Annotated in this window: 20 protein-coding genes; 7 read left to right on the plus strand and 13 right to left on the minus strand. The window is 52.4% G+C overall.

Translation table 11 applies throughout. The annotated features are described in order from the left end of the window. Positions 1-124 precede the first annotated feature (124 nt). The 4 genes from NF683_RS02740 to NF683_RS02755 all read left to right on the plus strand — a co-directional run bounded on the left by NF683_RS02740 (position 125) and on the right by NF683_RS02755 (position 6853). Entirely contained in the window at positions 125-385 is a 261-nt protein-coding gene (locus NF683_RS02740; protein ID WP_038477966.1) for a DUF4212 domain-containing protein, read from the plus strand. 6 nt (positions 386-391) lie between these two features. Then, positions 392-2173 (plus strand): sodium:solute symporter family protein, encoded by a 1782-nt coding sequence (locus NF683_RS02745; RefSeq protein WP_089039742.1) that lies wholly within the window; start codon positions 392-394, stop codon positions 2171-2173. Between the two features lie 106 nt (positions 2174-2279). Next, positions 2280-2810: a hypothetical protein gene (locus NF683_RS02750; protein ID WP_089039743.1), complete on the plus strand. Its 531-nt coding sequence runs from the start codon at positions 2280-2282 to the stop codon at positions 2808-2810. Between the two features lie 95 nt (positions 2811-2905). Continuing rightward, complete coding sequence (locus NF683_RS02755; protein WP_089039744.1) at positions 2906-6853, plus strand: hybrid sensor histidine kinase/response regulator; 3948 nt, start codon at positions 2906-2908, stop codon at positions 6851-6853. Between the two features lie 223 nt (positions 6854-7076). On the opposite strand, the gene NF683_RS02760 is transcribed toward NF683_RS02755, so the two are convergent. The 3 genes from NF683_RS02760 to NF683_RS02770 form a co-directional block, all read right to left on the minus strand. Next, entirely contained in the window at positions 7077-7739 is a 663-nt protein-coding gene (locus NF683_RS02760; RefSeq protein WP_009721286.1) for a response regulator, read from the minus strand. Positions 7740-8012: 273 nt separating this feature from the next. Next, entirely contained in the window at positions 8013-9962 is a 1950-nt protein-coding gene (gene acs, locus NF683_RS02765; RefSeq protein ID WP_253921199.1) for an acetate--CoA ligase, read from the minus strand. A 169-nt stretch (positions 9963-10131) separates the two neighbouring features. Continuing rightward, positions 10132-10680, minus strand: a complete 549-nt coding sequence (locus tag NF683_RS02770) for a SprT family zinc-dependent metalloprotease (protein ID WP_253921200.1) — start codon at positions 10678-10680, stop codon at positions 10132-10134. A 90-nt stretch (positions 10681-10770) separates the two neighbouring features. On the opposite strand from NF683_RS02770, the gene NF683_RS02775 reads away from it, so the two are divergent. Further along, entirely contained in the window at positions 10771-11445 is a 675-nt protein-coding gene (locus NF683_RS02775; protein WP_089039747.1) for a YecA/YgfB family protein, read from the plus strand. Between the two features lie 18 nt (positions 11446-11463). Here NF683_RS02775 and NF683_RS02780 read toward each other — a convergent pair whose 3' ends face one another. The 7 genes from NF683_RS02780 to ampD all read right to left on the minus strand — a co-directional run bounded on the left by NF683_RS02780 (position 11464) and on the right by ampD (position 20797). Then, complete coding sequence (locus NF683_RS02780; RefSeq protein ID WP_253921201.1) at positions 11464-12585, minus strand: phospholipase D-like domain-containing protein; 1122 nt, start codon at positions 12583-12585, stop codon at positions 11464-11466. Positions 12586-12612: 27 nt separating this feature from the next. Next, on the minus strand, positions 12613-13323 hold the full coding sequence (locus NF683_RS02785) for a class I SAM-dependent methyltransferase (RefSeq protein ID WP_456362359.1): 711 nt from the start codon (positions 13321-13323) through the stop codon (positions 12613-12615). 5 nt (positions 13324-13328) lie between these two features. Then, positions 13329-14030: a tRNA (adenosine(37)-N6)-threonylcarbamoyltransferase complex dimerization subunit type 1 TsaB gene (tsaB, locus tag NF683_RS02790; protein WP_253921203.1), complete on the minus strand. Its 702-nt coding sequence runs from the start codon at positions 14028-14030 to the stop codon at positions 13329-13331. 109 nt (positions 14031-14139) lie between these two features. Then, complete coding sequence (adk, locus tag NF683_RS02795; protein WP_253921204.1) at positions 14140-14793, minus strand: adenylate kinase; 654 nt, start codon at positions 14791-14793, stop codon at positions 14140-14142. A gap of 250 nt (positions 14794-15043) precedes the next feature. Next, a complete protein-coding gene (gene aceF, locus NF683_RS02800; RefSeq protein WP_253921205.1) occupies positions 15044-17080 on the minus strand; it encodes a pyruvate dehydrogenase complex dihydrolipoyllysine-residue acetyltransferase in 2037 nt (678 codons plus the stop codon). A 58-nt stretch (positions 17081-17138) separates the two neighbouring features. Beyond that, positions 17139-19811 carry a pyruvate dehydrogenase (acetyl-transferring), homodimeric type gene (aceE, locus tag NF683_RS02805; protein ID WP_253921206.1) on the minus strand — a complete coding sequence of 891 codons (2673 nt, stop codon included), beginning with the start codon at positions 19809-19811 and terminating at the stop codon, positions 17139-17141. A gap of 419 nt (positions 19812-20230) precedes the next feature. Beyond that, positions 20231-20797, minus strand: coding sequence for a 1,6-anhydro-N-acetylmuramyl-L-alanine amidase AmpD (gene ampD / locus NF683_RS02810; RefSeq protein ID WP_253921207.1), 567 nt, complete (start codon positions 20795-20797; stop codon positions 20231-20233). Positions 20798-20880: 83 nt separating this feature from the next. Here ampD and nadC point away from each other — a divergent pair, with 83 nt between their 5' ends. Then, entirely contained in the window at positions 20881-21735 is an 855-nt protein-coding gene (gene nadC, locus NF683_RS02815) for a carboxylating nicotinate-nucleotide diphosphorylase (protein WP_089039755.1), read from the plus strand. A gap of 5 nt (positions 21736-21740) precedes the next feature. Here nadC and NF683_RS02820 read toward each other — a convergent pair whose 3' ends face one another. Then, complete coding sequence (locus NF683_RS02820) at positions 21741-22301, minus strand: GNAT family N-acetyltransferase (protein ID WP_089039756.1); 561 nt, start codon at positions 22299-22301, stop codon at positions 21741-21743. 105 nt (positions 22302-22406) lie between these two features. On the opposite strand from NF683_RS02820, the gene tsaA reads away from it, so the two are divergent. After that, positions 22407-23135: a tRNA (N6-threonylcarbamoyladenosine(37)-N6)-methyltransferase TrmO gene (tsaA, locus tag NF683_RS02825; RefSeq protein ID WP_253921208.1), complete on the plus strand. Its 729-nt coding sequence runs from the start codon at positions 22407-22409 to the stop codon at positions 23133-23135. 68 nt (positions 23136-23203) lie between these two features. Here the strand turns inward: tsaA and NF683_RS02830 are convergent, their stop codons facing one another. Together NF683_RS02830 and NF683_RS02835 are read right to left on the minus strand one after the other, a co-directional pair. Beyond that, positions 23204-25507 (minus strand): CHASE2 and HATPase_c domain-containing protein, encoded by a 2304-nt coding sequence (locus tag NF683_RS02830; RefSeq protein ID WP_253921209.1) that lies wholly within the window; start codon positions 25505-25507, stop codon positions 23204-23206. After that, positions 25491-26771: a FecR domain-containing protein gene (locus NF683_RS02835; RefSeq protein WP_186808880.1), complete on the minus strand. Its 1281-nt coding sequence runs from the start codon at positions 26769-26771 to the stop codon at positions 25491-25493. Before NF683_RS02835 ends, NF683_RS02830 begins: the two co-directional genes overlap by 17 nt. Positions 26772-26785 lie beyond the last annotated feature (14 nt).

Raw genomic sequence — 26785 nt, forward strand, 5'->3', positions numbered from 1 at the left:
TAATCGCACTAAATCATCGCAGACAACTAAAAGAGCGGTTTTCTATGAAGGATTGCCCTAATGGATCACACGCTATCCTGAGTTAACTTTCCAACCCTAAAAATCACAACTGGAGAGCACCACAATGGCAGATGACAAATCCAACGCTGCTGAATACTGGAAAGCCAACGTCCGATTAATCTTTGGATGCTTGGCCGTTTGGGCGTTCGTTTCTTATGGATGTGCCATCCTCTTTCGTCCGCTGTTAGCGGGCATTCCCGTTGGTGGGACTGACTTGGGCTTTTGGTTCGCTCAACAGGGCTCCATCCTCACCTTCATCGTACTGATCTTCTTCTATGCCTGGAGAATGAACAAACTCGATGCAAAATTCGGCCTTGGGGAGTAAGCCAGTATGAGCCAGTTTGCCATTAACTTACTGTTTGTCGGCGCGTCGTTTGCGCTCTATATCGGGATTGCGATATGGGCACGAGCCGGGTCGACTAAAGACTTCTACGTTGCCGGTGGCGGCGTTCACCCTATCACCAACGGTATGGCGACTGCCGCTGACTGGATGTCAGCGGCATCGTTTATTTCGATGGCCGGTCTGCTAGCGTCTGGCGGGTATGCTAACTCCACCTTCTTGATGGGCTGGACAGGTGGTTACGTTATCCTGGCAATGCTGCTAGCGCCTTACCTGCGTAAGTTTGGCAAGTTTACAGTGCCCGACTTTATTGGTGACCGTTTCTACAGCAACACTGCGCGCTTCGTCGCGATTGTGTGTTTGATCGTTGCCTCTGTTACTTACGTTATCGGTCAAATGACCGGTGCTGGCGTTGCTTTCTCGCGCTTCTTGGAAGTGAGCAACACCTGGGGTATCTGGATCGCAGCGCTGATTGTGTTCCTATATGCCGTTTTTGGCGGCATGAAAGGCATTACCTACACGCAGGTCGCTCAGTACGTAGTGCTTATCATCGCCTACACTATTCCGGCGGTGTTCATTGCCATGCAATTAACCGGCAACCCGATTCCGATGTTCGGTATGTTCAGTACTCATACGGAGTCTGGTATTCCGCTACTGACCAAGCTGGACGAAGTGGTCAATGCACTTGGTTTCCGCGACTATACCGCCGACGTCGATAATAAGCTGAACATGGTGCTGTTTACCCTGTCGCTAATGGTGGGTACTGCTGGTTTACCCCACGTTATCATTCGCTTTTTCACTGTGCCGAAAGTTGCTGATGCACGCTGGTCCGCTGGCTGGGCACTCGTGTTTATTGCGCTGCTGTATCTCACCGCTCCTGCGGTTGGTTCCATGGCGCGTCTGAACTTGGCTACCACCGTCTATCCAGAAATGGCAGGACAAGTAGAGAATTACGAAGAAGCCGCCCGCAATCCGATTCTCTATGAAGATCGTCCTGAGTGGGTACGCACGTGGGAAGAAACCGGGCTTATCACTTTCAACGATCTTAACAGTGACGGCCGCATCCAAATGTACAATGATGCTACCGACTATTCTGATCGTGGCTGGGAAGGTAACGAGCTAACCGTTAATAATGACATTCTGGTATTAGCAAACCCAGAAATTGCTAATCTGCCAGGTTGGGTTATCGGTCTGATTGCAGCAGGCGGTATTGCTGCGGCCCTCTCAACAGCGGCAGGTCTACTATTGGCCATCTCGTCAGCCATTAGTCACGATTTGATCAAAACAATGATCAATCCGAAAATCTCTGAGAAGGGTGAAATGCTGGCAGCGCGTATTTCAATGGGCGGCGCGATTCTTCTGGCTACCTACCTTGGGCTTAATCCACCCGGGTTCGCAGCGCAGACGGTTGCACTTGCCTTTGGTATCGCTGGTGCCTCACTGTTCCCAGCGCTGATGATGGGCATTTTCTCCAAGCGCATGAACAGCAAAGGCGCGATTTGCGGCATGCTGGCAGGTCTGATCTGCACCTTGCTCTATATCTTCACCTATCTCGGTTGGTTCTTCGTTCCCGGCACCAACATGCTGGCTAACACGCCAGACAACTGGATCTTGGGCATTTCACCACTCTCCTTCGGTGCAATAGGCGCGATGATTAACTTTGCGGTTGCGTTTACTGTCTCTAGCGCAACGGAAGAGCCTCCGCAGGAGATTCAAGACCTGGTAGAAAGCGTTCGCTACCCGAAAGGTGCTGGTGTCGCGGTCGACCACTAAGTCATAATCGAATCCTCCTCTTTGGCACACTGCCATTAGATTCGGAATCGATACTTCTCATCGGGCTTCCTTAGGGGAGCCCGATGTCATTTAGAAAGGATATTTTATGATCTGGCATCTTGTTGCCGCTGTATTTGCAGGGCTTGCCGCCGCAGGGATAGGCCTATTACTTAGGACGCTTAGCCGTAAACGGCTGCCTAAATGGATTGTGCCCGTTTTTGGTGGCCTGGGTATGCTGGGGTATCAGGTCTCAACCGAATACAGCTGGTTTGAACACAAGCGCTCTCAACTACCTGAAACTGCCATCGTCATTTCCAGCGATACGTCTAGCGCCGTATGGCGACCATGGACCTTTGTGTTTCCGATGACGACTAAATTCAGCATCGTTGATAGCGACAATGTGCGCGCTCGTCACATTGACGATGAGTTAATTGCCGAATTTATTCTCTATCAATTCGAACGCCGCCATACCGATATACTGACCACTCAGCCTTATGTCTTGAACTGCGCTCACCGCGAGATAGTCCCCCTGAATCCAGAGACGGGCGACGCTGAATTAAACGAGCGCCGCACACTGAGGGAAACCGCGCCTTTGTTAACAACCGTTTGCCAACTTGCCGCCGACCAGCAGACGTGATGCCCCTCCTTCGCCTAGAATAGGGTCTTTATTTAGATGATCGTTACTTGATATTAGATCGTCGCTAGGCGAAGCCTTCAACGTGGGGAGACGACATGTTTCATGGCGGTCTGCTGGTCGCGGTATCACTGCTTTACATTGCGGTGCTGTTTGGAATTGCCTGGTTCGGTGATCGCCGTGCACGGACTCACGGCGCCAGCCGCCGACGGCCAATCATCTACAGTTTGGCATTGGCCATTTACTGCACCTCGTGGACGTTTTACGGCGCAGTGGGGCAAGCAGCCACGGCTGGCTGGTCATTCGCCAGTATCTTTGTCGGGCCAATCTTAACGTTTTTACTGTTTTGGCCTGTTCTGGCAAAAATGATTCGTGTTGCCAAGCACCAGAACGTCACGTCAATCGCTGACTTTATTGCTTCCCGCTACGGCAAAACCCAATCCCTTGCAGCGTTTGCTAGTTTAGTCGCCCTCATTGGCACCCTGCCCTACATTGCCCTGCAGTTAAAAGCGGTGTCTACCACCTTTAGCGTTCTTACCGACGCAGCGGATATGACCCATACGCCGCTGTTTGGCGACACAGCGTTTTATGTCGCTATTGTCATGGCAATCTTCGCTATCCTTTTTGGCACTCGCCATACGGACGCGACAGAGCACCACGAAGGGCTGATTCATGCGGTAGCATTTGAATCGCTGGTAAAGTTGTTGGCTTTTGTCGTCCTTGGCGCTTTTGTTACCTGGGGCATGTTTGATGGCCTAGGCGAACTGATGGGCCACGCCGAAAGTCAACTGGAGTTGCAGCGCCAACTAGCCAATCAAGATTTTGGCCAAAGCTTCTGGGCGCAAACGCTGCTCGCCATGCTCGCCATACTTTGCCTGCCTCGCCAGTTTCATGTGGCAGTGGTGGAAAACACCCACCCAGATGATGCAACGAAAGCACGCTGGCTATTTCCTCTTTACCTACTCGCAGTCGCCTTTTTTGTGGTGCCTTTGGCGGCAGCCGGTCTACTGCTGTTTTCGGAAAGCGGGGTTGAGCCTGATACTTACGTACTTGCTCTTTCGATGGCGTCTGGCCAGCAGTGGCTGACCCTGCTCACCTTTATTGGCGGATTTTCTGCCGCGACAGGCATGGTTATTGTGGCGGCAGTGGCAGTATCCATCATGATTTCTAATGAAATTGTGATCCCAGCACTATTTAGGTTGCGTTGGTTCGACACCAAAGCTCGTGACTATGGCCGCTTAGTACTCCGCGCGCGTCGCCTGACGATTGTTGCTGTATTGGCAATGGCTTACGGCTTCTATCAGCTCATTGCCGAATTCACCTCGTTGGCCTCAATTGGCATGCTGTCCTTTGCGGCCGCCGCTCAGTTTGCCCCCGCACTCATCGGCGGGCTGTATTGGAAGCGCGGTAACCGCCTCGGCGTTATTGTTGGCATGAACGCAGGCTTTGCGATTTGGGCATACAGCTTGTTAATGCCGGCTATGATCAATGCCGGAGTGCTGCCTCAAGCATGGCTGGCGGGCGGCCCCTTAGGGCTTAATTGGCTATCGCCGACAACCCTCTTTGGCTTAAACCTCAGCGATCCATTTACCCACGGGGTCATGCTGTCGCTGGGTATCAACTTGTTCTGCTATATCTTTGTGTCACAGGTGACTTCTCAGCGGGTCGTCGAGCGTATTCAGGCATCGCTGTTTGTCGATAGCGTAGAAACTCGCCAAACATCCGTAAACCGCCCATGGACAGGTGCCACCACTGTCGGTGACCTTAAAGTGCTGTGTGAGCGTTTTCTTGGGGCAGACCAAGTGGATCGTGCATTTGAGGATTACGCACGCCGCGCGGGCAAACCCATGGAAGATAGTTCACGGGCGTCTATCGACGTCATCCAATTTACTGAGCGCTTTCTTGCGTCAGTGTTAGGCGCATCGTCAGCACGCATAGTCGTTAACTCGGCGCTTCAGGGACGCGGCATCGGCATTTCAGATGTCATTTCAATCGTTGATGAAGCCTCTCAAGTCTTAGAGTTCAACCGCGCACTACTGCAAGCCACCATTGAAAACATCAACCAGGGTATTAGCGTGGTTGACCAGAATTTGCGCTTGGTGGTGTGGAACCAGCGCTATTTAGAGCTGTTCCGCTTCCCTGATCACTTGATACGGGTCGGCGCCCCCATAGATCGTATTTTTCGCTACAACGCGCACAGCGGCGAATATGGCCCAGGAGATCCGGAAGAGCACGTCCAACTGCTGCTCGACAACATTCGCGACGGCCAGCCTCACCGCTATGTGCGCTATCGCCAAGATGGCAGCGTATTGGAAGTCCAAGGCAACCCGATGCCTGGTGGTGGTTTTGTCTATACCTATCAAGATATTACTCAGCAGAAGCGCATCGAAGAGGCGCTGATCCGCTCTGAAAACAACATCCGTATCTACACCGATAATGTGCCAGCGCTGATTGCCTACTTTGATAAAGAGTGCCGTTATCTATTTACCAACCGCGCCTACGAACAAGCTTTCGACATAGATCGTAATGCCGTGATTGGGCGCCGCTACGAAGACGTATTACCGGTTAAAAAAGCCGAAGAGCGCATGCCGTGGGTTCAGCGAACACTGGCAGGCGAACGCGTCAGTTTTGAAGTCTCAATGCGCGTTAATGATGCCATGCGCTATATGCTGGTCACCTATACGCCCCACTTTGGTGATAGCCAATCGATTTTAGGCTTCTTCGCGCTTTATCAAGACATTACCGAGCGCCGCCAAGCCGAAATCGCCTTAAAAGTGACCAACGAAACCCTGGAAGAGCGCGTTCGCGAGCGCACGCAAGCACTTTCCGAGGCCAACGCGGCGCTGCGCCAAGAAAACCGTGTGCGCGCTGAAGCAGAGCAAGCGCTGCGCCAAGCGAAACAGTTAGCTGAAGATGCTAACGCCTCCAAAACGCGCTTTTTGGCTGCCGCTAGTCATGACTTGCTCCAGCCGCTGAACGCAGCCCGGCTGTTTACCTCTGCATTAATGCAAAACGTCACCGCTAGCGACACCCAGCGCACCATCAGCCATATTGATAACTCACTTCAAGCCGCTGAAGAGCTGCTTGGCACTCTGCTAGATATTTCAAAGCTTGATGCGGGTGCGCTTACACCGCGACGCAGCCATTTTGCACTCGCAGATATTATTCGCCCATTGCGTGCCGAATTTGAAGTGATGGCCGATGACCGTGGGCTGGATCTTGTCGTCGTACCGACGCAACAATGGGTAGATTCCGATCCGCAGATGCTTCGCCGGATTGTACAAAACTTTTTATCCAACGCGATCCGCTATACCCAAGAAGGTCGTGTGCTACTAGGCTGCCGCCGCCAAGCGGGACGGCTTTCCATAGAAGTATGGGATAGCGGGCCTGGTATTCCTGAATCGAAGCTAACGGAAATTTTTCAAGAGTTCCGTCGGTTGGATCAAGTTTCGCGCCATAAAGAGAGTGAGAAAGGGCTCGGCTTAGGCCTCTCAATCGCCGATCGTATGAGCCGTGTACTTGACCACCCAATTAAGGTTCGATCCTGGGTAGGTGTGGGAACTGCATTTTGCGTCAGCGTACCTATTGTTGCCGCCCGTGAAGTAACCTTAGCGGACCAAGAACCTCAAAACCGCCGTAGCGGTAATAAGTTAGCGGGTACCCGCATTGTGTGTATCGATAACGAAACGCTCATTTTAGAGGGCATGACGGCCATGCTGAGCGGCTGGGGGTGTGAAGTATTCACGGCGACCAGCATTGGCGGTGCAAAATCGATTCTGCGCAACATGGACGGCGACCCCGACGCTATTTTGGCCGACTATCACCTGGACAACGAAGTCACGGGCTTGATGGCACTCGAAGCACTCAGCGAGCGCTTTGAGGGAGCCGTACCGGGCATTGTGATTACCGCCGACCGCACGGAAGCGGTGGCCGAGGAGATCAAGCGTGCGGGTTATCAACTGCTGCTTAAGCCGGTCAAACCCGCCGCGCTACGCGCGCTTTTAACTCGCACTCTTCAGGCTAGCCGAGCAGGAGGGAAAACGTAATGATACGGCGGATTGGTGCATCACATTGTCATTCCCGAAGGGGGTTATCGGGAATCCACTTTGACCTTTCTCGCTGATGCCTAGGAGCCTGCTTAAAAATGGATTCCCGCCAAAAGCACGCGGGAATGACACAGTGGTGAGGAACGCGGGAATGACGGAGCCGCGAGATAGACGCACCACACCGTCATTCCCGAAGGGGGTTATCGGGAATCCAACTTACCCTTCAAGAAGAAACTTTCGGCGGTTCCACTTCAAGTTTCTGAGCAGCAATAACAGCCTGGGTGCGCGAGTGCACTCCCAGCTTGCGCAGAATAGCCGTCACGTGGGCCTTAATAGTGGCTTCTGAGACGCTAAGCTCATAGGCGATCTGTTTATTTAGCAAGCCTTCCGTCAGCATATTGAGCACACGAAACTGCTGCGGCGTCAGCGAGGCAATTGCCTCCGCAAAACGCGACTCTTCTTCGCTGGTTTCATCTAAGACGTTCGCCAACGCTTCTGGCAGCCAAACTTCCCCTTGCAGAATTTCCCCCACCGCTTCAGCAATCAACTGTAGCGAGGAAGATTTAGGAATAAAGCCTGACGCGCCATAATCGATTGCACGACGTACTACATAGGGCTCGTCACTGCCTGAAACAACCGCCACCGGAATATCGGGCATCTGGCCACGCAATTGAATCAAACCTGAGAAGCCATGCGCTCCTGGCATATGGAGGTCTAGCAAAATCAAATCAGCATCAGGATGTCGATTAACGACCTCAGTGGTGGCTTCCATGGTGTCGGCTTCGACAATCTCAGCCTGGGGGGCTAACTGGCGCAACGCCTGAGTGAGCGCTGCACGAAACAGCGGATGGTCGTCTGCGACGATAAACTTATGGGCTACTGCCATGGATATTCCTCCGGTTCCTCGAGCAGCGGGGTTGGCTACCGCCGCGACGCTAGGCTCATACGGTTGAAGCATGGTACCCCATGGGCTTCGTCATTCCCAAGCATCACATGCACTATTTGTCATAGATACGTCATCCAAACAGAAATAACAGTGCCGGCTCCATGGCCGGCACTGCAACGGATCTGTCCAGTTTGCCTTATTTAACATAGCAAATGAATGACATCCGTCATTTAAAAGTGCCCCCATTAGAAAGATAACTGGGGGCAAAGAGCATTACTGGTTGGCACGATGCTCGATGAGTTCGTCCACCACCGACGGATCAGCCAGCGTGCTGGTATCGCCCAGGCCGTCACACTCATTAGCTGCAATTTTACGTAAAATGCGCCGCATAATTTTACCAGAACGTGTTTTTGGCAGCCCTGGCGCCCACTGAATTACATCTGGCGATGCAATCGGGCCAATATCTTTACGTACCCATTGAGTCAGCTCTTTCTTGAGTTCATCCGTGGGATCAACATCATCATTGAGCGTTACATAGATATAGATGCCCTGGCCCTTAATATCGTGCGGGAAGCCAACGACGGCGGCTTCTGCCACTGCCGAGTGAGCAACCAGAGACGACTCTATTTCAGCAGTGCCCATACGGTGGCCTGAGACGTTAAGCACGTCGTCAACCCGCCCTGTAATCCAGTAATAGCCATCCTCATCCCGACGACAGCCATCCCCAGTAAAATACATGCCGTCGTAAGTAGAGAAGTAGGTTTGTACAAAGCGTTCGTGGTCGCCCCAAATGGAGCGCGCTTGGCCCGGCCAGGAGTCGAGAATGACTAGATTGCCTTCCGTCTCGCCTTCTAATTTATGGCCTTCATTATCCACCAGCGCGGGGTTCACACCAAAGAAGGGCGTTGTCGCAGAACCAGGCTTTAGATCTGTAGCACCGGGAAGTGGCGCGATCATAATGCCGCCCGTTTCGGTTTGCCACCAGGTGTCCACAATAGGACACTGCTCATTGCCAATAACGCGATAGAACCACTCCCAGGCTTCTGGGTTGATAGGTTCGCCCACAGAACCCAGCAAGCGCAATGAATCACGTTTGCTAGAGTCCATCACGTTATCACCATGCGCCATTAAGGCACGGACAGCGGTAGGCGCGGTATAGAGGATATTGACCTGATGCTTATCGACAATTTCGCCCATGCGGCCATGGCTTGGGTAGCTCGGTACGCCTTCAAACATTAGCGTGGTTGCACCATTGGCAAGCGGTCCGTACACGATATAGCTGTGGCCCGTCACCCAGCCTACGTCCGCTGTACACCAGTAAATTTCACCTTCTTGATAGTCGAAAACATACTGATGGGTCATCGCGGCGTAGGTCAGGTAGCCGCCAGTGGTATGCTTTAAGCCCTTAGGCGCACCAGTTGACCCCGAGGTATAGAGAATAAACAGTGGATCTTCGGCATTCATGGCCTCAACTGGGCATTCGGTAGACTGCTTATCCACCAGCTCGTCAAACCAAATGTCACGACCTTCCTGCCAATCAATATCACCGCCTGTACGCTTCACCACCAATACGTTTTTACATACATCGGTGCCATCGCGCGTCAGCGCCGAATCGACGTTCTCCTTAAGGGGGACGTGTTTACCACCACGCACCGACTCATCAGCTGTGATCACCAGTTTAGAATCAGCACCAATTACCCGCTGAGCGACGGCATCCGGCGAAAAGCCGCCAAACACAACAGAGTGCACAGCACCAATACGGGCACATGCCAACATGGCCATGGCCGCCTCGGGAATCATCGGCATATACAGCGTCACTGTATCGCCTTTCTTTACTCCCAGCGACTTCAGGCCGTTGGCCAGCTGGTTAGTGCGCTCATAAAGCTCGCGGTAAGTAATATGTTTTGAATCGTTAGGGTTATCCCCTTCCCAAATAATCGCCGTTTGGTCGCCACGCTTCTCCAAATGGCGATCTAGACAGTTGGCGCTAACGTTTAGCTCACCATCTTCAAACCAGCGAATATCAACATTATCGCGTGCAAAGGAGGTGTTTTTAATCTTGGTTGGCGTCTTGATCCAATCAAGACGCTTTGCTTGCTCAGCCCAGAAACGCTCCGGGTCGTCCATGGACTGCTGATACATTGCCGCATATTTATCTTTATCAGCCCATGCACTGGCAGCGATACTATCGCGCACTGGATAGACGTTTTTATGCTCGCTCATGAAGTTGCCTCTGTCCGTGAAATTGCACTCTCTAGAAAATGGTGTCGGTATTATTATTAGTCGCACCGACGCGCTTAATATTTACCTAGCATAAACCTCCCAACGCCGGCTTCCCTTTAGACATTGGTATTAACATTTTCAATATTAAAAACAATAAGTTAAAACACTTTCAAGGTTTTCTAAAAGCACTGTAGACCAAGGTCTGATCACAATGGCGGCAGCGATAGCGACGCCCCTTTACCACTAAAGAATGACGCCTGGCTGTGAAACAATGCGTTTGACAGCCACATTGATAATAATATGGCCGAGACTGGGCATCCTGAACATCAAAGCGATGAGTCACCTTAGGCTCAAGGCCAAACAGGTCTTGCATGACGGCTTGCCATTCTCGACCATGCGGTTTGAGCCGCGTGCCATTGGCTAAATGAAAGACTAACCAATGCGCCATTTCATGGGGAATCACCTCGTCAAAAAACGCCTGCCGATTATTGCTCAGTAAAACAGGATTAAAACGCAGCCCGCCACGCCCTAGATGCGCCTGCCCTGCTGAGGCACCTTTTAGGTCGAACCACACCTTTGGCGCTGGCAGCGCAGGATAGACTTCTTGGCAGCGTCTTAACGCTTCATCAGTTCTGTCTCGCACGGCGTGCATGAGCGCCTCTGAAGAGAGTGTTGCAAGTTTTTCAGCAGGCCATGGGGGCAGTGGTAAAGTCTTCATTAGTGATAAACTAACCAGTAACGATGTTGCCAACGAGTGTTGCCGATCAACATCTTTTTCTCAAAGACGATTTTTATGATGAGGCCCCTTATGGCAGAGCGCAATAACGTTCCCGCAGCAACGTCGCCCAATACCACCCCACCTCAGCCGCTACTTGATGACGAGCAACTTGATCGATTGGATGACTTTCTCGACTCAGAGCAGGTCGGCGAAGATGCGCTGGATCTTATCTCTGCCCATGGCTTTTTAGTGGCGCTGGCGGTTGCCCCTAGCGAATTACCCACCAGTCAATGGCTAGCTGAGCTGTTTCAGGGAGAGCCAAGTTATCGGGATGATGCCGAACGAGACGAGATTATCCAACTGTTAACACTGCTACGTGACAACGCCGTCGCAGTGCTTGAACAAGGTGGTTTACCAGAGCTACCCTTCGAGCTAACGCTCGATGGTATCCCCGCGGAGGAAACGCCCATCGGCGACTGGTGCGCGGGGTTTATGGAAGGTGTCTTTAGCGACGAAAGCGCGTGGTTCCAAGATGACGAAGAGGCTGCCGCCACGCTACTGCTGCCCTTTATGTCGCTCTCAGGTTTATTCGATGATGAGCCAGAAATGGCTGAGATGGCCCAAGATCAGGCCAGTCAGGAAACCTTTGTTGCTCAATTGCCAGAATTAGTCCTGGATCTTTATCTTCATTACCGCGTGCCCCCCGAAACGCCGAAACCTAAGCCACGCAAGAAAACCCCGGCCAAAGGTAAAAAGCGTCGATAGCCGATTGCTAACCGCGCATTATTTAAGGCGGGTGACAATACCATCCACTACGCCATAGACCCACTCTCGGGCTCGCTGCCGCCAGGACCGTGCGGCCCAGGCGGCAGCATCGACTTCTTGACTGGCGGTAAAGTTACGCTCAAACAGCGATTGAACTTGTTTGGCGAAGGCTTGGTTTTCTACTTCTTGATTAGCTTCAAGGTTCCAGTGCAGATTCCAATGGTCGAAGTTACATGAGCCAAGACTGACCCAGTCATCGGCTAACACAAACTTGGCATGAATAAACGTGGGCTGGAACTCAAAAATCCGCACGCCGGCTTTTAACAACGCTTGGTAAAACCGTTGTCCTGCATAGCGCACGCCTGGGTGGTCATGTTTACTGCCCGGTAATAGTAAACAAACATCCACGCCACGTCGTGCTGCCCGAATCAGGCGTCGGCGCAGCGTGAAGGTCGGCACAAAATAAGGTGTACATAGCCAAAGCCGCTTGTTTGCCTGATTTACCCGCGCATGGAGCGAGTGGCGAATAGCTTGGTAGCGATACCCCCTCGCTGACATCACTCGGCCGCGTATGCCATCAGCATAATGTACGGCTGTCCGCTGTGGCGGCAACGCCGCGCTAGCCCGCCCACCACCTGCTTGCCGTGTTAACCGGGAGCGCCATAAGCGGCGAAAAAGCCCTTCCCAATCAGCAACCACCGGGCCTTCGATGCGCACCGCAATTTCGTACCATGCTTCCAGAAACTCATCCACCGCGCCAAATCCGCCGGTAAACGCAATCTCTCCATCCACGACAACAATTTTGCGATGGTCACGGCTTAAGTTGCGAGCCAGCGAGTGAAAACCGATGGGATTAAAGAACCGTAATGCGACACCTGCTTGCTCTAGGCGTGTGCGGTCACGGTGCTCCAATCCCATAGAGCCATAACCATCGAGCAGCAAATACACCTTTACACCGCGTTCAGCAGCGTCGATCAACGCATTACTCATCTGGCTGGCTAACTTACCTGACTCCATCAAGTAGAGCTCCACCAGCACGTAGTACTCCGCTTGACTAACCGCATCAAACATAGCTGGCAAAAATCGCGTTGCTTCCGGCAACAGAGTCGTGCGGTTGCCTTCACGCCACACGTGCTGCATAGAGACTCCTTCTCTTGATGAAACGGCTCAGCGACGAGTTAGCGAACGATGGACGTACAAATCGTACCGGCTCGTTTTACCTTCCAGCGTATGCTGCGGCGCGGGGCCGCCGATAGGGGGTGCTTTACGGGGTCGCTTGACCACTACTCGATGCGTCGCTACATCCAGCGCTGCTTCTAATAAGCGCGGTGCATCATCATCGTCTCCCGCCAGCTCTCGAAACAAGCGCATCTCTTTTTTGACCAACGCCGACTTTTCACGGTGCGGAAACATCGGATCAAGATGAACAACCTCAGGATCAAAGGCCGCGCTTTCCACAAGGGCAGCCAACTGCTCAGCGGCATCACCATGGCGGAGCGTCATACGCAAGGCAATCTCTGCTGTCGACTCTGTTCTTGCGGCACGCGCGAGGCCATCCTGAAGCAGCGCGGCAATCGCCGCGACACGTTCAATTAATAAGACATTTGCGCCCAGGCTTGCCAGTACAAATGCATCCCGACCCAAACCAGCCGTGGCATCCACGACGTTAGGTGTGATGCCTTTAGCAAGCCCACAGGCTTTTGCCACTAACTGCCCGCGACCACCACCAAACTGACGGCGATGGGCTGCCTTTCCAGCGGCAAAATCCACGCTAAGCGGTTTTCCGTATTGGCGCTCATCACCTGACAGTGCCAATTGGCCATCAACGTAACTAAGTGCTAACCCCGAAGGCAGCACAAGCGTCTCTGGGCTTGCCATGTGGCTCATGCTGGCTTTTTCCAGGCCACGTCGTTGCGCAAATAAACTGGCTGTGCTTCATGGGCTGCCTGACCCAACCCCGCTTCCAAATCACGAGCGGCGAGCCATGCCATCTCTTCGGCCCGTGGCTCAAGATCAGTGAGGTGCTGAGACATGTTGGCTTGTAGGCTTAACGCAAAGTCATCCCACAGCGTAAACCCCGAGCCCACGCCTACCCAGTCGGTCTCCTCCGCAGGCAAACAAAAATTAGCAGGCGCCACGACTACTTCGTCACTTTGCAAGCTAAGCGTGTCATTTAAACAGTGCCAAGTAGCCGCATAGATTTCGCCCATACGGGCATCTAACGCGGTCACTACATGACGAAAATGGTAGCGGCGATGGGCCTGAAGCGCGAGCGCTTCCAAGGTGGAAATACCCAACAATGGACGATCCAGCCCAAACGCCAAGCCTTGCGCTGCACCGGCAGCGATGCGCAAGCCGGTGAATGAACCAGGGCCACGCCCAAACGCAACCGCATCTAGCTGCTGCGTAGAAATATTGGCCTCAGCGAGAATGTCATCCACCATCGGCATTAAGCGCCGGGTATGGGCCCTTGGCGTCATCTCGAAACGCGCCAAGCATTCACGCTGGCTCCCCTGCTGGCGCAATAAAGCCGCAGAGCAGGCACTAGAAGATGCGTCCAGTGCGAGAAGGTATAACGATGACATCGATTCTGCACTCCATAAAATAGACCGTCATTATACCTTTACGCGGCCTCAACGACGATGGCCCGCAGGTAACCTGCGGGCCATCGTGACATTCACTAGCATGTGCTACTTAGCAAAGCGCTTCTTTCACTTGCCGAGTAATGTCAGCCACGCTGCCTACGCCTTCTACGCGATGATACTGCGGCGCGGCCTCAGGGTCTTCTTTCGCCCACTGCTGGTAATAATCTACCAACGGTGCGGTTTGGTCGTGATAAACCGACAGACGGTTGCGCACGGTAGACTCTTGATCATCTTCACGCTGAATCAGCGCTTCCCCAGTCACATCATCTTTACCCGACTCTTTGGGCGGATTATGGTCGACATGGTAAACACGCCCAGACGCCGGATGCACACGACGCCCCGCAAGACGGCTCACAATTTCTTCGTCTGGTACGGCAATTTCCAACACGTGGTCCAGCTTAACGCCAGCTTCTTTCATCGCATCGGCTTGCGGGATGGTGCGCGGAAAACCATCGAACAAGAAACCATTTCCACAGTCGGGTTGGCTAATACGCTCTTTAACAAGATCGATAATGACATCGTCGGACACCAAACCGCCGCTATTCATAATCTCTTTTACTTTGAGACCCAACTCGGTACCGTCCTTGATGGCCGCGCGCAGCATATCCCCGGTGGAAATTTGAGGGATCTTAAATTGCTCACAGATAAACTGAGCCTGAGTCCCCTTCCCCGCGCCGGGGGCACCCAACAGGATTAAACGCATGGCACTGCTCCTTGAATGTTAGTCGTTAGATATGAATAATTTTTGAATAATGGACTGACAATAACCGTGCCGTTCGGATGACACAACTCCCCAAAAGCCTGATAACGCATTTTTTTAACATTTTCTTAAGCAAAAACAGTCAGGTGGCAATTTCTTGTACTTTGGTCACCCCTTCTTTGCAGACCTACTGAACTGTTTTAAACACAAGCGGCGCCCTATTGGGCGCCGCTTGTGGCTTACTGCGAGACGATTACAGCAGTAATCGGCGAATATCCGTCAGCACATCGGCCAGGAAGGCCGTAAAGCGGGCGGCATCCGCACCGTTAATCGCCCGGTGATCGTAAGAAAGCGATAGCGGCATCATTAAGCGCGGTTGGAAGGCGCTGCCATCCCATACCGGTTTCATCTGCGCTTTCGATACTCCCAGAATCGCCACTTCCGGCGCATTAACGATCGGTGTGAACGCGGTTCCACCAATCGAGCCAAGGCTCGAAATAGTGAAGCAACCACCGGTCATCTCATCACGCTTAAGCTTCTTGGTTTGCGCTTTCTTGCCTAGCTCCGCCATCTCCTTGGCAATCTCGATCAAGGATTTCTTATCGGCGTTGCGCACGACCGGCACCATCAGGCCATCAGGCGTATCCACGGCAATCCCGATATGCACGTAGTTTTTCCATACCAGCGTTTCGCCGTCGCCTTTCAGGCTGACGTTGAACTGCGGGAATTTACGCAGTGCAAAGGCACAGGCTTTGACCATAAACGGCAACGGTGTCAGCTTGGCGCCCTGGGCTTCAGCCTCGGCTTTCATGGCCTTACGGAAGCTTTCAAGCTCGGTAATGTCGGCCTCATCGAACTGCGTCACGTGAGGCACGTTAAGCCAGCTGCGGTGCAGATTGGTCGCGCCCATTTTCAGCAGGCGACCCATCGGCTTCTCTTCTATGTCGCCAAACTGACTGAAGTCAACTTCCGGTATCGCGGGAATACCCGCACCACCACTCGCCGCAGGGGCAGCCGCTGTTTGTGCTTTACCTTGGTTGGCAATGGCCTGTTTCACGTAGGCCTGCACATCCTCTTTCAGCACCCGATCTTTCGGGCCACTAGGCTTAACAAGACCGAGGTCTACGCCGAGCTCACGTGCCAGCATGCGTACTGCGGGGCCTGCGTGTACCAGTTTCCCATCGCGGGGCTTATGAGAGGCCATCTGCGCTTCAGGGCTAGGCGTGCCTTCTGGTGAAGCGGCAGGCTTCGCACTTGACTGACTGGCACTAGAGGACTGAGCTTTCTCCGGCGCCGCTTTTTTAGGGGCTGCCTTCTTGGCACCGGCTACTTCTATATAGCCAATCACATCGCCTTCAGAGACGGTGTCACCCTCTTTCACAGTAAGCTCTAAGAGCTTGCCTTTGTAAGGGCTAGGCACGTCCATCGACGCTTTATCAGATTCCAGAGTGATAAGAGGGTCTTCTTCGTTGACCTCATCACCTGCCGCCACACCAATTTCGATAATCGGCACGTCAGAAGAACCCGACAAGTCAGGTACACGAATCTCTTTGCGCTCAGGCTCACCGCTACCGCTATCTTCTTCAACGGCCGGTTCTTCAGCAGCCGCTGCTTCCGGCTCGCTGCTGGCTTGGCTTGCGGCTTGCGATGCGTCTTCTTCAGCCGATGTATCACCGCCGTCGCCAGCGATTTCCATCTGGCCGATCACGTCGCCTTCCGAGACGGTATCGCCTTCCTTAACCGTGAGCGCAACGATCTTACCGCCGTGCGGGCTGGGCACGTCCATGGAGGCTTTGTCAGACTCCAGGGTGATCAGGGTGTCTTCGGCGTTGACCTCATCACCGGCGCTGACCGCGACTTCGATGATCTCAACGCTGTCGGAACCGCCCAGGTCAGGCACTTTAATATCGACCGTTTGCTTGCCGCCGCTGGCTTTCTTCGCTGCCGGTGCGGGGGCGTCTTCCTGCGTTGGTTTGTCTTGTTTCGCTGGCGCGTCGTTGGGCTGGCTGTCAGACGCGGGGGCTGACGTCTCTTCGCCACCGTCTGTGCCGCCTTCAACCTCCAGCTCAACGATGTCGTCGCCTTCGGAGACGCTATCGCCTTCTTTGACCAGCACTTTGAGCACCTTGCCGCCTTTCGGGGCCGGGACGTCCATGCTGGCTTTGTCGGATTCCAGGGTGATTAGGGTGTCTTCCGCTTCAATGACGTCGCCTTCTGACACCGCAATCTCGATGATTTCGACATCGGTGTCACCACCGATATCGGGAACTTTGATGATTTCGCTACTCAAGGTCGCGCTCCTTCCAAATCGGATCGAGCCGGCGGGCGTTTGCCCGCCGGGCAGCGGTTTAGCTGGTCAGCGGGTTCGGCTTGTTGGCGTCAATGCCATACTTCTTCAGCGCCTCGCCGACGTGCTTGCGATCAAGCTCACCACGGTCTGCCAGCGCGCGTAGCGCCGCCACGGTGACGAAGTAGCGGTCTACTTCAAAGAAGTAGCGCAGCTTCTCGCGGGTGTCGGAACGGCCAAAGCCGTCCGTGCCCAGCACGGTGTACTCGCTGGGCACCCAGGCACGCACCTGGTCGGCGTAGAGCTTCATGTAGTCGGTGGAGGCAATCACCGGGCCGTCACGGCCTTCCAGGCACTTCGTCACGTGGGGCTTGTTGGCCTCAGCGTCCGGGTTCAGGAAGCCTTCACGCTCCAGCAGCAGCGCTTCGCGGCGCAGCTCGTTAAAGCTGGTCACGCTCCAGATATCCGCGCCAATGCCCCAGTCGTTGGCCAACAGCTCCGCGGCGGCTTCGACTTCGCGCAGGATGGTGCCGGAGCCCATCAACTGCACGCGGCCTTTGTCGCCCTGCGTTTCGTTGAGCAGGTACATGCCTTTGACGATATCGTCGGTGGGCACGCTCTCAAGCGCGGGGTGCTCGTAGTTTTCGTTCATCACCGTCAGGTAGTAGAAGCAGTTCTCTTTATCGGAGAACATGCGCTTCAGACCATCCTGGAGGATGACCGCCACTTCGTGGGCATAGGTCGGGTCGTAGCTGCGGCAGTTGGGGATGGTGGAGGCTTGAATCAAGCTGTGGCCATCCTGGTGCTGCAGGCCTTCACCGTTGAGCGTGGTACGCCCGGCAGTGCCGCCGACCATAAAGCCGCGGGCTTGCAGGTCACCCGCCGCCCAGGCCAAGTCACCAATGCGCTGGAAGCCGAACATCGAGTAGTAGACGTAGAACGGCAGCAGGGTGACGTTGTTGTTGCTGTAGGAGGTCGCGGCGGCAATCCATGCGGACATGGCACCGGCTTCACTAATCCCTTCTTCGAGAATCTGGCCTTTCTGATCCTCGCGGTAGAACATGATCTGGCCTTTATCGACCGGCTCATACTTCTGACCTTCCGAGGTGTAGATGCCAAGCTGACGGAACATGCCTTCCATGCCGAAGGTACGTGCTTCGTCAGGAATAATCGGGACGACATGTTTGCCGAGCTTCTTATCTTTCACCAGGCCGTTCAGCACGCGCACGAACGCCATGGTGGTCGAGACTTCGCGCCCTTTGGAACCGACCATTTGCGAGGCAAAGGTTTTGTCTTCCAGGCTGGGGATCTCCAGCGCCTCAAAGTCACTGCGGCGGCTCGGCAGGTAGCCGTTTAAGCGTTCCCGCTGCAGGTGCATGTATTTCAGCTCGGGGGAGTCTTCTTCCGGCTTGTAATAAGGCACATCTTTGAGCTGCTCGTCGGTGAGCGGAATACCGAAGCGGTCGCGGAATTTACGCAACGCCTCGTACTCCATGCTCTTGACCTGGTGAGACTCGTTGGCGGCTTCGCCATCGCCACTGCCCATGCCGTAGCCTTTGACGGTGTGCGCCAGAATGACCGTGGGCTTACCGTTGGTCTGGTTGACCGCTTCGTGGTAGGCCGCGTAGACCTTGAACGGGTCGTGGCCACCGCGGTTGAGCTTCCAGATGTCTTCGTCGGACAGGTCGTTGACCATCGCTTCGGTTTCGGGGTACTTACCGAAGAAGTGCTCACGGGTGTACGAACCGCCGTTGGCCTTGTAGTTCTGGTACTCACCGTCGACCGCTTCATCCATGCGTTTTTGCAGGATGCCTTTCTTGTCCTTCTCGAACAGCGGATCCCAGTGACGCCCCCAGACGACCTTGATGACGTTCCAGCCGGCACCACGGAACACGCCTTCGAACTCATCCATGACGCGGGAGTTACCACGCACTGGACCGTCCAAGCGCTGCAGGTTGCAGTTGATAACGAAGATCAGGTTATCGAGGTTTTCACGCCCGGCCAGGGAAATCGCGCCCAGTGACTCCGGCTCATCACACTCGCCGTCGCCCATGAAACACCAGATCTTACGGTCGTACATGTCTTTCAGCTCACGGTGATGCAGGTACTTCATCACGTGGGCTTGATAGATGGCCTGAATCGGGCCAAGGCCCATGGACACCGTGGGGAACTGCCAGTAGTCCGGCATCAGCCACGGGTGCGGGTAGGAAGACAGGCCATCGCCGTCGACTTCGCGACGGAATTTATCCATCTGCTCTTCTGATAAACGGCCTTCCAAGTAGGAACGCGCGTAAATACCCGGGGCAACGTGGCCCTGGATGTAAATCAGGTCGCCTTCAAAGTCGCCTTTGGGGGCGCGGAAGAAGTGGTTAAAGCCAACATCGTACAGCGTGGCCGACGACATAAAGCTGGCAATGTGGCCGCCCAGCCCGGGGTTGGCGCGGTTATTACGGATGACCTGGGCAATGGCGTTGTAACGAATCAACGACCGAATGCGGCGCTCCATAAACAGATCGCCAGGCATCGGTGCTTCGCGATGCACAGGGATCGTATTCCGGTGCGGGGTTGTCACCGAGAAGGGTACCTTCATCCCGTCCCGGCGCAGGCGATCCGCCAAGCGGGTCATCAGGTAGCGGGCACGATCTTCGCCCTCACGATCCAGTACTGATTCCAGGGATTCCAGCCACTCCGTGGTTTCGAGCGGATCGAGATCTTCTCTTGTCTCCAGACTCATAGAGGTCTCTCCGAATGACGATAAATGACAATGAGCCCCGCCAACCCTTAGGGCCTGGGGCGGCTGCGGTGTTTAGCCACCACAGGCCGATAAAACGCCGACGCCTAAGCGCCGTGTAGATGTTTTCTTTCTACATTCAACAAGCTACGTACTTTTCGATGTAGTAAAGCTACACAATTGTCGTAAAAGTTAGCCTTTTGTATATGAGAAGATACCGCAAAGTCGTCACTCTGCCAATTCCAGCAAGCCCTAAAAGGCTATCGAAAACAGACTATTGCACCGCAACATAAAAAAACAGTAAGACTTTAGATGCATCTACCAAACGCTCAAAAATGTAGCCAAACTACCGTTTTATTTACTTACGAGTGAAGCACTTAATTAAGTTTACAACGTTCTTTGACGAATTTATTAGCCCGGCGCTAAGCATCTAACTGCTGAAAATAATAAGCCCAATCAAAGGCTGGTCCTGGATCAGTTTTACGCAGTGGAGCCACGTGGGCATGACCGGTAATACGCGACTTATCCAGCTGTGGGTAGCGCGCTATTAGCCACTGAGTTACCGCTACTAACCTTTGATATTGCGCTTTGGTAAAGGGGGTCACGTCGTCACCTTCCAATTCAATACCCACTGAAAAGTCATTTAAGGCTGTTCGCCACGCCTTTTGATACGGATCCAACCAGAATGAGCGCCCGGCATGCCAAGCGCGATGATCTGTATCAACAAACTGTAAGCACTCGCCATCGCGGCGAATCAGAAAGTGAGCCGATACCCTAAGATGTGCAATCTCAGCAAAAAAGGGGTGCTCTGCTGAATTTAGCTGGTTAGTAAACAGCGCCTCAATGGCATCACCACTAAACTGGCCGGGCGGCAAACTAATCGCATGAATAAGCAGTAGCGAGACCTCACTATTGGGGCGCTGATCGCAGTTGGGCGATGCCACTTGTCTAGCGCTTGGCCACTGCCCCTCAAAGGCTGTTCTTTTCATAACAGATACACTCTCCTCTACGTTGGCGTTCTCTTTCACTATAATGCCCAACACACCCAATAACGCCTAGAGAACGCACCGCCATGCATTATGAAAACGCTCTTGCCGACGAGATACGCGCTAGCGCAGCCCGCTTACTAGCTGAGGACATTGGCCCTGGCGATATTACAGCGCAGCTAATCCCTGAGAACCAATGGGCAACCGCCAGCATCATTACGCGTGAACCCGCAGTACTTTGTGGTGTTGCCTGGGTAGACGAGATTTTTCGACGGTTAGATAACCGCGTTACGCTACGTTGGCAGGCAGCAGACGGCGACTCTCTTCAAGCAGATCAGTGTTTTTTAGAGCTAGAGGGGCCTGCTCGCAGCCTACTGACCGGTGAGCGAGCGGCGCTAAATATGCTGCAAACATTGTCTGCCACGGCTACTTCAACACGACATTACGTTGATTTAATTGAAGGCACTAATGTCCGTCTACTCGATACGCGTAAAACGTTGCCTGGAATGCGCCTAGCCCAAAAGTACGCAGTCACCTGTGGCGGTGGACATAATCATCGCATTGGATTGTGGGATGCCTTCTTAATTAAAGAGAATCATATTACTGCTTGTGGCGGTATTCAGGCAGCCGTTGAGCAAGCTCGTAAACTGGCAAGTGACCTGCCAGTAGAGGTAGAGGTGGAAACGTTTGAGGAGCTTGATCAAGCACTCGCCGCAAAGGCAGACATTATTATGCTTGATAATTTCGCCTTAGAAGACTTGCATGTAGCCGTCGAAATAAACGGTGGGCGAGCAACACTTGAGGCCTCTGGCAATGTCGGCGCAGCAACATTAAAGGCAATTGCCGATACCGGTGTTGACTGTATTTCCAGCGGCGCACTTACCAAAGACCTAAAATCGATCGATTTATCGATGCGTATTACCCACACCTTCGACGTTTGATGTGCTCAGGTTTCGACAGCGTTGAGCTTTTTGACTAAGCGATAGCGTTTCAAAAGTTCGCCACTGCGCTCTACCCACTGCTCGCCGAGGTTGCTAAAACCTCGGCGAATCAAACGTTCATAAAGCACTAAACTTGCTTCAATTTCTACACTCGAGACGCCCTGCTCAAGCAACATACGTTCAGCGTGTATCAACAGTGTGGTACCGATCCCACGTCCAGTCAGTGAAGGCCACACATAAAGTGTCTCTATACGTTTGGCCGCAACATCCAGCTCTAAAAACCCTACACATCGCCCATCACAGCTGGCGACCAATGTAGTATAAAGCGTTTGTCTGGCCGCCCAGGCGCTTGCCTCGCGTGGCAGAGCACTCGCCCAAGCTCGGCGTTCGTCTACACCATAATGGGAAGCGGCGCCCTGCATCACAGCGTGATAAAACACCTCTGCTTGGTCAGCTGCATCACGGGCAAACCCTTCACGATAGATAATTCGTGGAGTGGGCGCAGAAGGTGTTTGGCTCGCGTTAGTACTTGTCGCGTTAGTACTTGTCACATTAGTACTTAGCATATATACAACTCCACTATTTAATTATCGCACCTTAACGGGTCATTGCATCCCAACTCGATGCTTGACTGCTTTATACTTCGTTTTTATCTACACGTAAGGTGTGTCATGCACGATATATCCATAAATGAGTCATTTGCCATCAACCCTATAGGTTATATTGAAAGCGACTACCCTGATAAGTTTGGCATTCCTCGCCAACCAGGACTAGCGACGGCAGCGAAAGCGACACTGGTATTAACGCCCCCCTTCAACACACCATTAAGCGTTCGTGGACTAGAAGCATTTAGCCACTTATGGATCAGCTTTATTTTTCACCGCAGCCCCGAAGAGTGGGCTCCCCTTGTACGCCCTCCCCGACTGGGTGGCAATAAAAAAATAGGGGTCTTCGCGAGTCGTAGCACACATCGGCCTAATCGTTTAGGGCTATCACTTGTTGAGCTAGTGGGTATTGATACGCACAATGGTGTAAGCCTACTGCTCAAAGGAGCAGATTTAATGACAGGTACACCTGTAGTGGATATCAAACCTTACCTGCCTTGGACTGAAGCCGTTCCGAATGCACGCTCAGGCTTTGCCCCAGCACCGCCACCTTTTTACCCCGTAGAATTCTCCTCAGCGGCCGAAACTGCGCTCGCTCAACGCGCAGATGCTAGTGACTTAAGGCGGCTCATTACCCAAGTATTAGGCCAAGACCCACGACCCGCCTACCATCAGGGACAACTAGAACGGGAATATGGCATGCAGTTAAGAGATGTCAATATTCGTTTTCAAGTACAACAGATGCCTGAGCTAGGCAACGTCGTTTATATCATCAACATTCAAAAAAACAACTAACAATTGGCACTTCGACAACTCACAACTCACAACTCACAACTCACAACTCACAACTCACAACTCACAACTCACAACTCACAAGAAGGTAGCTTCATGGTAAATTGACTGCCTTTACCAAATTCACTTTCACAGTAAATCTCACCGCCATGCTTAGCGACTACCGTTTTCACCAATGCCAGTCCGAGGCCATGCCCTTCCGCCACGCTATCTTTATCGCTGCGCGTAAAGTCGTCAAAAATATTGTTAATCTCTTCGGGCTCAATACCAACACCAGTATCAGAAACCTGCAGCACAACCCACTTACCTTGTCGACACACAAGAACATTAACCTCGCCACCAGACAGTGTATACTTAACAGCATTTTCAATTAAGTTAAATACCGATCTTGCAAGGTAGCCTTTATCACCCAACACAGGAGCCCCGTCTTCATCTTGTAGCTCACTGACTAGTTTAATATCTTTCACTTTCGCTAGCGGATAAACTTGATCGAGCACCTCCATAACAACATCTTCAAAGAGCACAAACTCTCTTTTCAAGTCAAATGACTTAACTCGTGTTAAGTTAATAAAGTCATTAATCATCCCAAGCCCCATCGTGAGGCACTGTTCCAAATGATTATAGAAATTAGCTTGTGTCGTGGCCGACGCTGGATCTTTTTGGGCTTCTAGAAATGCTAGCGCTCTTGCCTGAGGAGCTTTCATGTCATGTGACAAGAAACTAAGCATACTAGATCGTTGTGCTTCAGCTTCTACTTCACTCGTCAGGTCAACCAGCCAGACCAACCAGCCTCCAGCAGCACTATTTGTCGTTGTAGATAACTCCCCCATTTCCAGCCGATACGTATGCTCATCTCTGTCAGTACATAAGCCACCTATTTGAATGCCGTTGACATCACTCATGCCAGTTGGCTGAGGCGGCCATATAGTCGAAAAGCCTCGCTCTTCTTCAAAGGTTAGAAAGGATGGCAAAGCATCAATATGATCAATGGCATGTTTCCCTTCCTTACAACAAATCGCCAATGCTTTTTTATTTGCCAGCAGCACCTCTCCCTTCTTATTTAGTATAAAGATAGGGAGCGGTAATGAGTGCATTGCATCTAATATAAATCGCCGCCCTTCTACAATTCGTCCTAGCGCAAACTCAAGCGCTTGAGACTGCTGATAAAGCTTTCCACCCTCTCCGCGAATGTCATCAGGTTGCCTAAATGGCAAGATAGATGGTTCTTGGTATAACAATTCCAACTCGCGCTTAAACCAAGACAGTAAAGCTGCCTGGCTTTGCCAAACAATGGCAATGATGGCGATACCCAATGCTATTAAGCTGGCAAAAGGAGGCCACCACCATCTAAAGTTCAAAGCGATCAGAGAAGCACACAACACTCCAGCAACGAGCGATAGCATCACTAACGGTAAATATCGAAACCTTAACCACCAAGCCAATAGCATTAAGACCACAATCGGCAAACTTGCTAAAAATGCCCCTATCCAGCTATCTACTTCGCGTATATAAGTTTCATTTCGTAGGGCATCGAGCAAATGAGCATGCACTTCCACACCCGGCATTAAACCTGAAGACAATAACGACACATTGTAACGATCGCCCAAGCCAAGAGCAGTCATGCCTACTAAGACAGTACGGCCTTGGAGTAAAGAAGCCGGTACATACCCCATTAATACATCGCGGTAAGAAACCGTTGGATATGAGCCAGACGGACCACGAAACGGTATTCTTATCGCCTCAGTTGACCAGTTTGATGTACCAGCCCCGCCGCTTTTGTTTTGATCCACAAGCAGGGTCATGAGCTGTGGCCACACATCCTCACGGCGCTCTATCAACAGCTCCACTGAACGAGCCACTCCATCAGTATCAAGTTTCACATTGATATGCCCAACGCCTTTGGCGGCAGATAACAATGGAGGGGGAGGGATTAATACATCTCGTGCCCTACCTTCCAGTATCGATTCAGGAAGGAGTGCCATAGGTAGATAAGTTCTGCCATGGCGGTGCATCGCTTCAGCAAGCCGCCGATCTTCTTCAGGTAATCGGCTTGGCTCAACTAGCAGGACGTCTAAAACAATGGAGTGCACACCCGCAGTGTTCAACTGATCAATCAGCTGTGTGTGAATCTCTCTAGGCCAAGGCCAGCGACCCAATGTTTGTAGGCTGGGCTCATCAATCGCTACAACTAAAATATCGTTAGAAGGTGGCTCTGATTGCCTGGAAAGCCAGGCATCGTAAAAAAAATTATCAGATAAAAAGGGAGACAAACTATAAAGAAAAAAAGCAATGGGCAGTAACAAGCTGCCCATCACACACCATGTCATCACAAACCGCCGATGCAATGCTCTAGAAAGGTTACTTCCCTGAGTCATTTAGTGTTCCAGTATCGAGAACAACGGTCATACCTGTACGTTCATCCAAGCTGACAACACGCCAGAATATCTCGTTGCCTGGCAAACGGCTTATCCTCAAAGGACCGTTATTTTGAGGCTCATAGTTTAATAAAACCTGGGTAAACTGGTGATCAGCTGCTAACTGCAAGCGATAGTTTGTTTGTGCTTTATGTAACCACTCGAATATCCACGCGTCTTCCTCCTGGTTAACGGATACTTGATTACCATGGTGATGGATAACGAAAATGGCGCTCTCACCTTCAATACCAAGCTCATCTATAGCGGCTATACGCACATGGTAGAACCCAGGCGAAAGCGGGACGAACTGTATCTGGCTACTCTGAGACCGCTGATCACGCATGATGGTTAAAAAGTTTGGATCACTTGCTATCTGTGCTCTGAAAGCCTGCCCCTGCATAGGTGACGAAATATCTACTTGTATGGCCTCATTCGGCAGCGAACTAATAGTCACGTTCTCTGGTGGCGGTAATAGCGCTACGACCTGGATACCACCTGTTCCATCAACACGCGCCCCTTCGCCCTGATCTATTGAGGCTTCTGCAGTATTCACCCGGTGTTGAGCAGCAACATTCCCTTCATAAACCGACGTCAGCAGTGTTTCGTCAGCATAGCTTGCCCGAAAGTGAGTACCGCGCACACCTAGAACGCCCGCATTGGTTTCTATATTGTATGCTCGCCTGCGCATGCGATTTTTCGGCACATAGGACTCCACCTCTCCTTGCTCTAATTGAAACGTGATACCTCTCTCACCTTCACGCTTTAACACAATGCGTGAATTAGAAGGTACCACCGCTCTAGCGCCGTCACGCATTTGAACGGTCAAGGATGAGCCTGGGCCAGTTTGAATAACAGAGCCAACCTCAATAAGGTCACCACTCATCAAAAGGCTTTCACTGTTCTCTTCAACTAACCATGCATCACCCGAACGGTATAGAACTGACAAAGGAAAAGGGTCGAAAGCACTGAGTTCCACTAGGGTGTCGGGCTGAAGCTTGAAGGGGTCAGTTATCGCATTCACTTGCTGCAAGGCAGGCCATTCGTCAGGCGTGCCATAATAATATTCGGAGATGTCCCAAAGTGTATCGCCTGGCATCACTTGGTGAGTATCAGATGCGTAGGAAAGACTCCCGGTCAGTAAAAAAACACTCCCGAACACAACACTTGAAAAATACCGCAGCAGCGACTTAGTTTTCGGGCGACTCCCACTACTTTTTATATTCATAACGCCACCACCCT

Source organism: Halomonas sp. MS1, assembly GCF_024182575.1.
Lineage (GTDB): Bacteria > Pseudomonadota > Gammaproteobacteria > Pseudomonadales > Halomonadaceae > Vreelandella.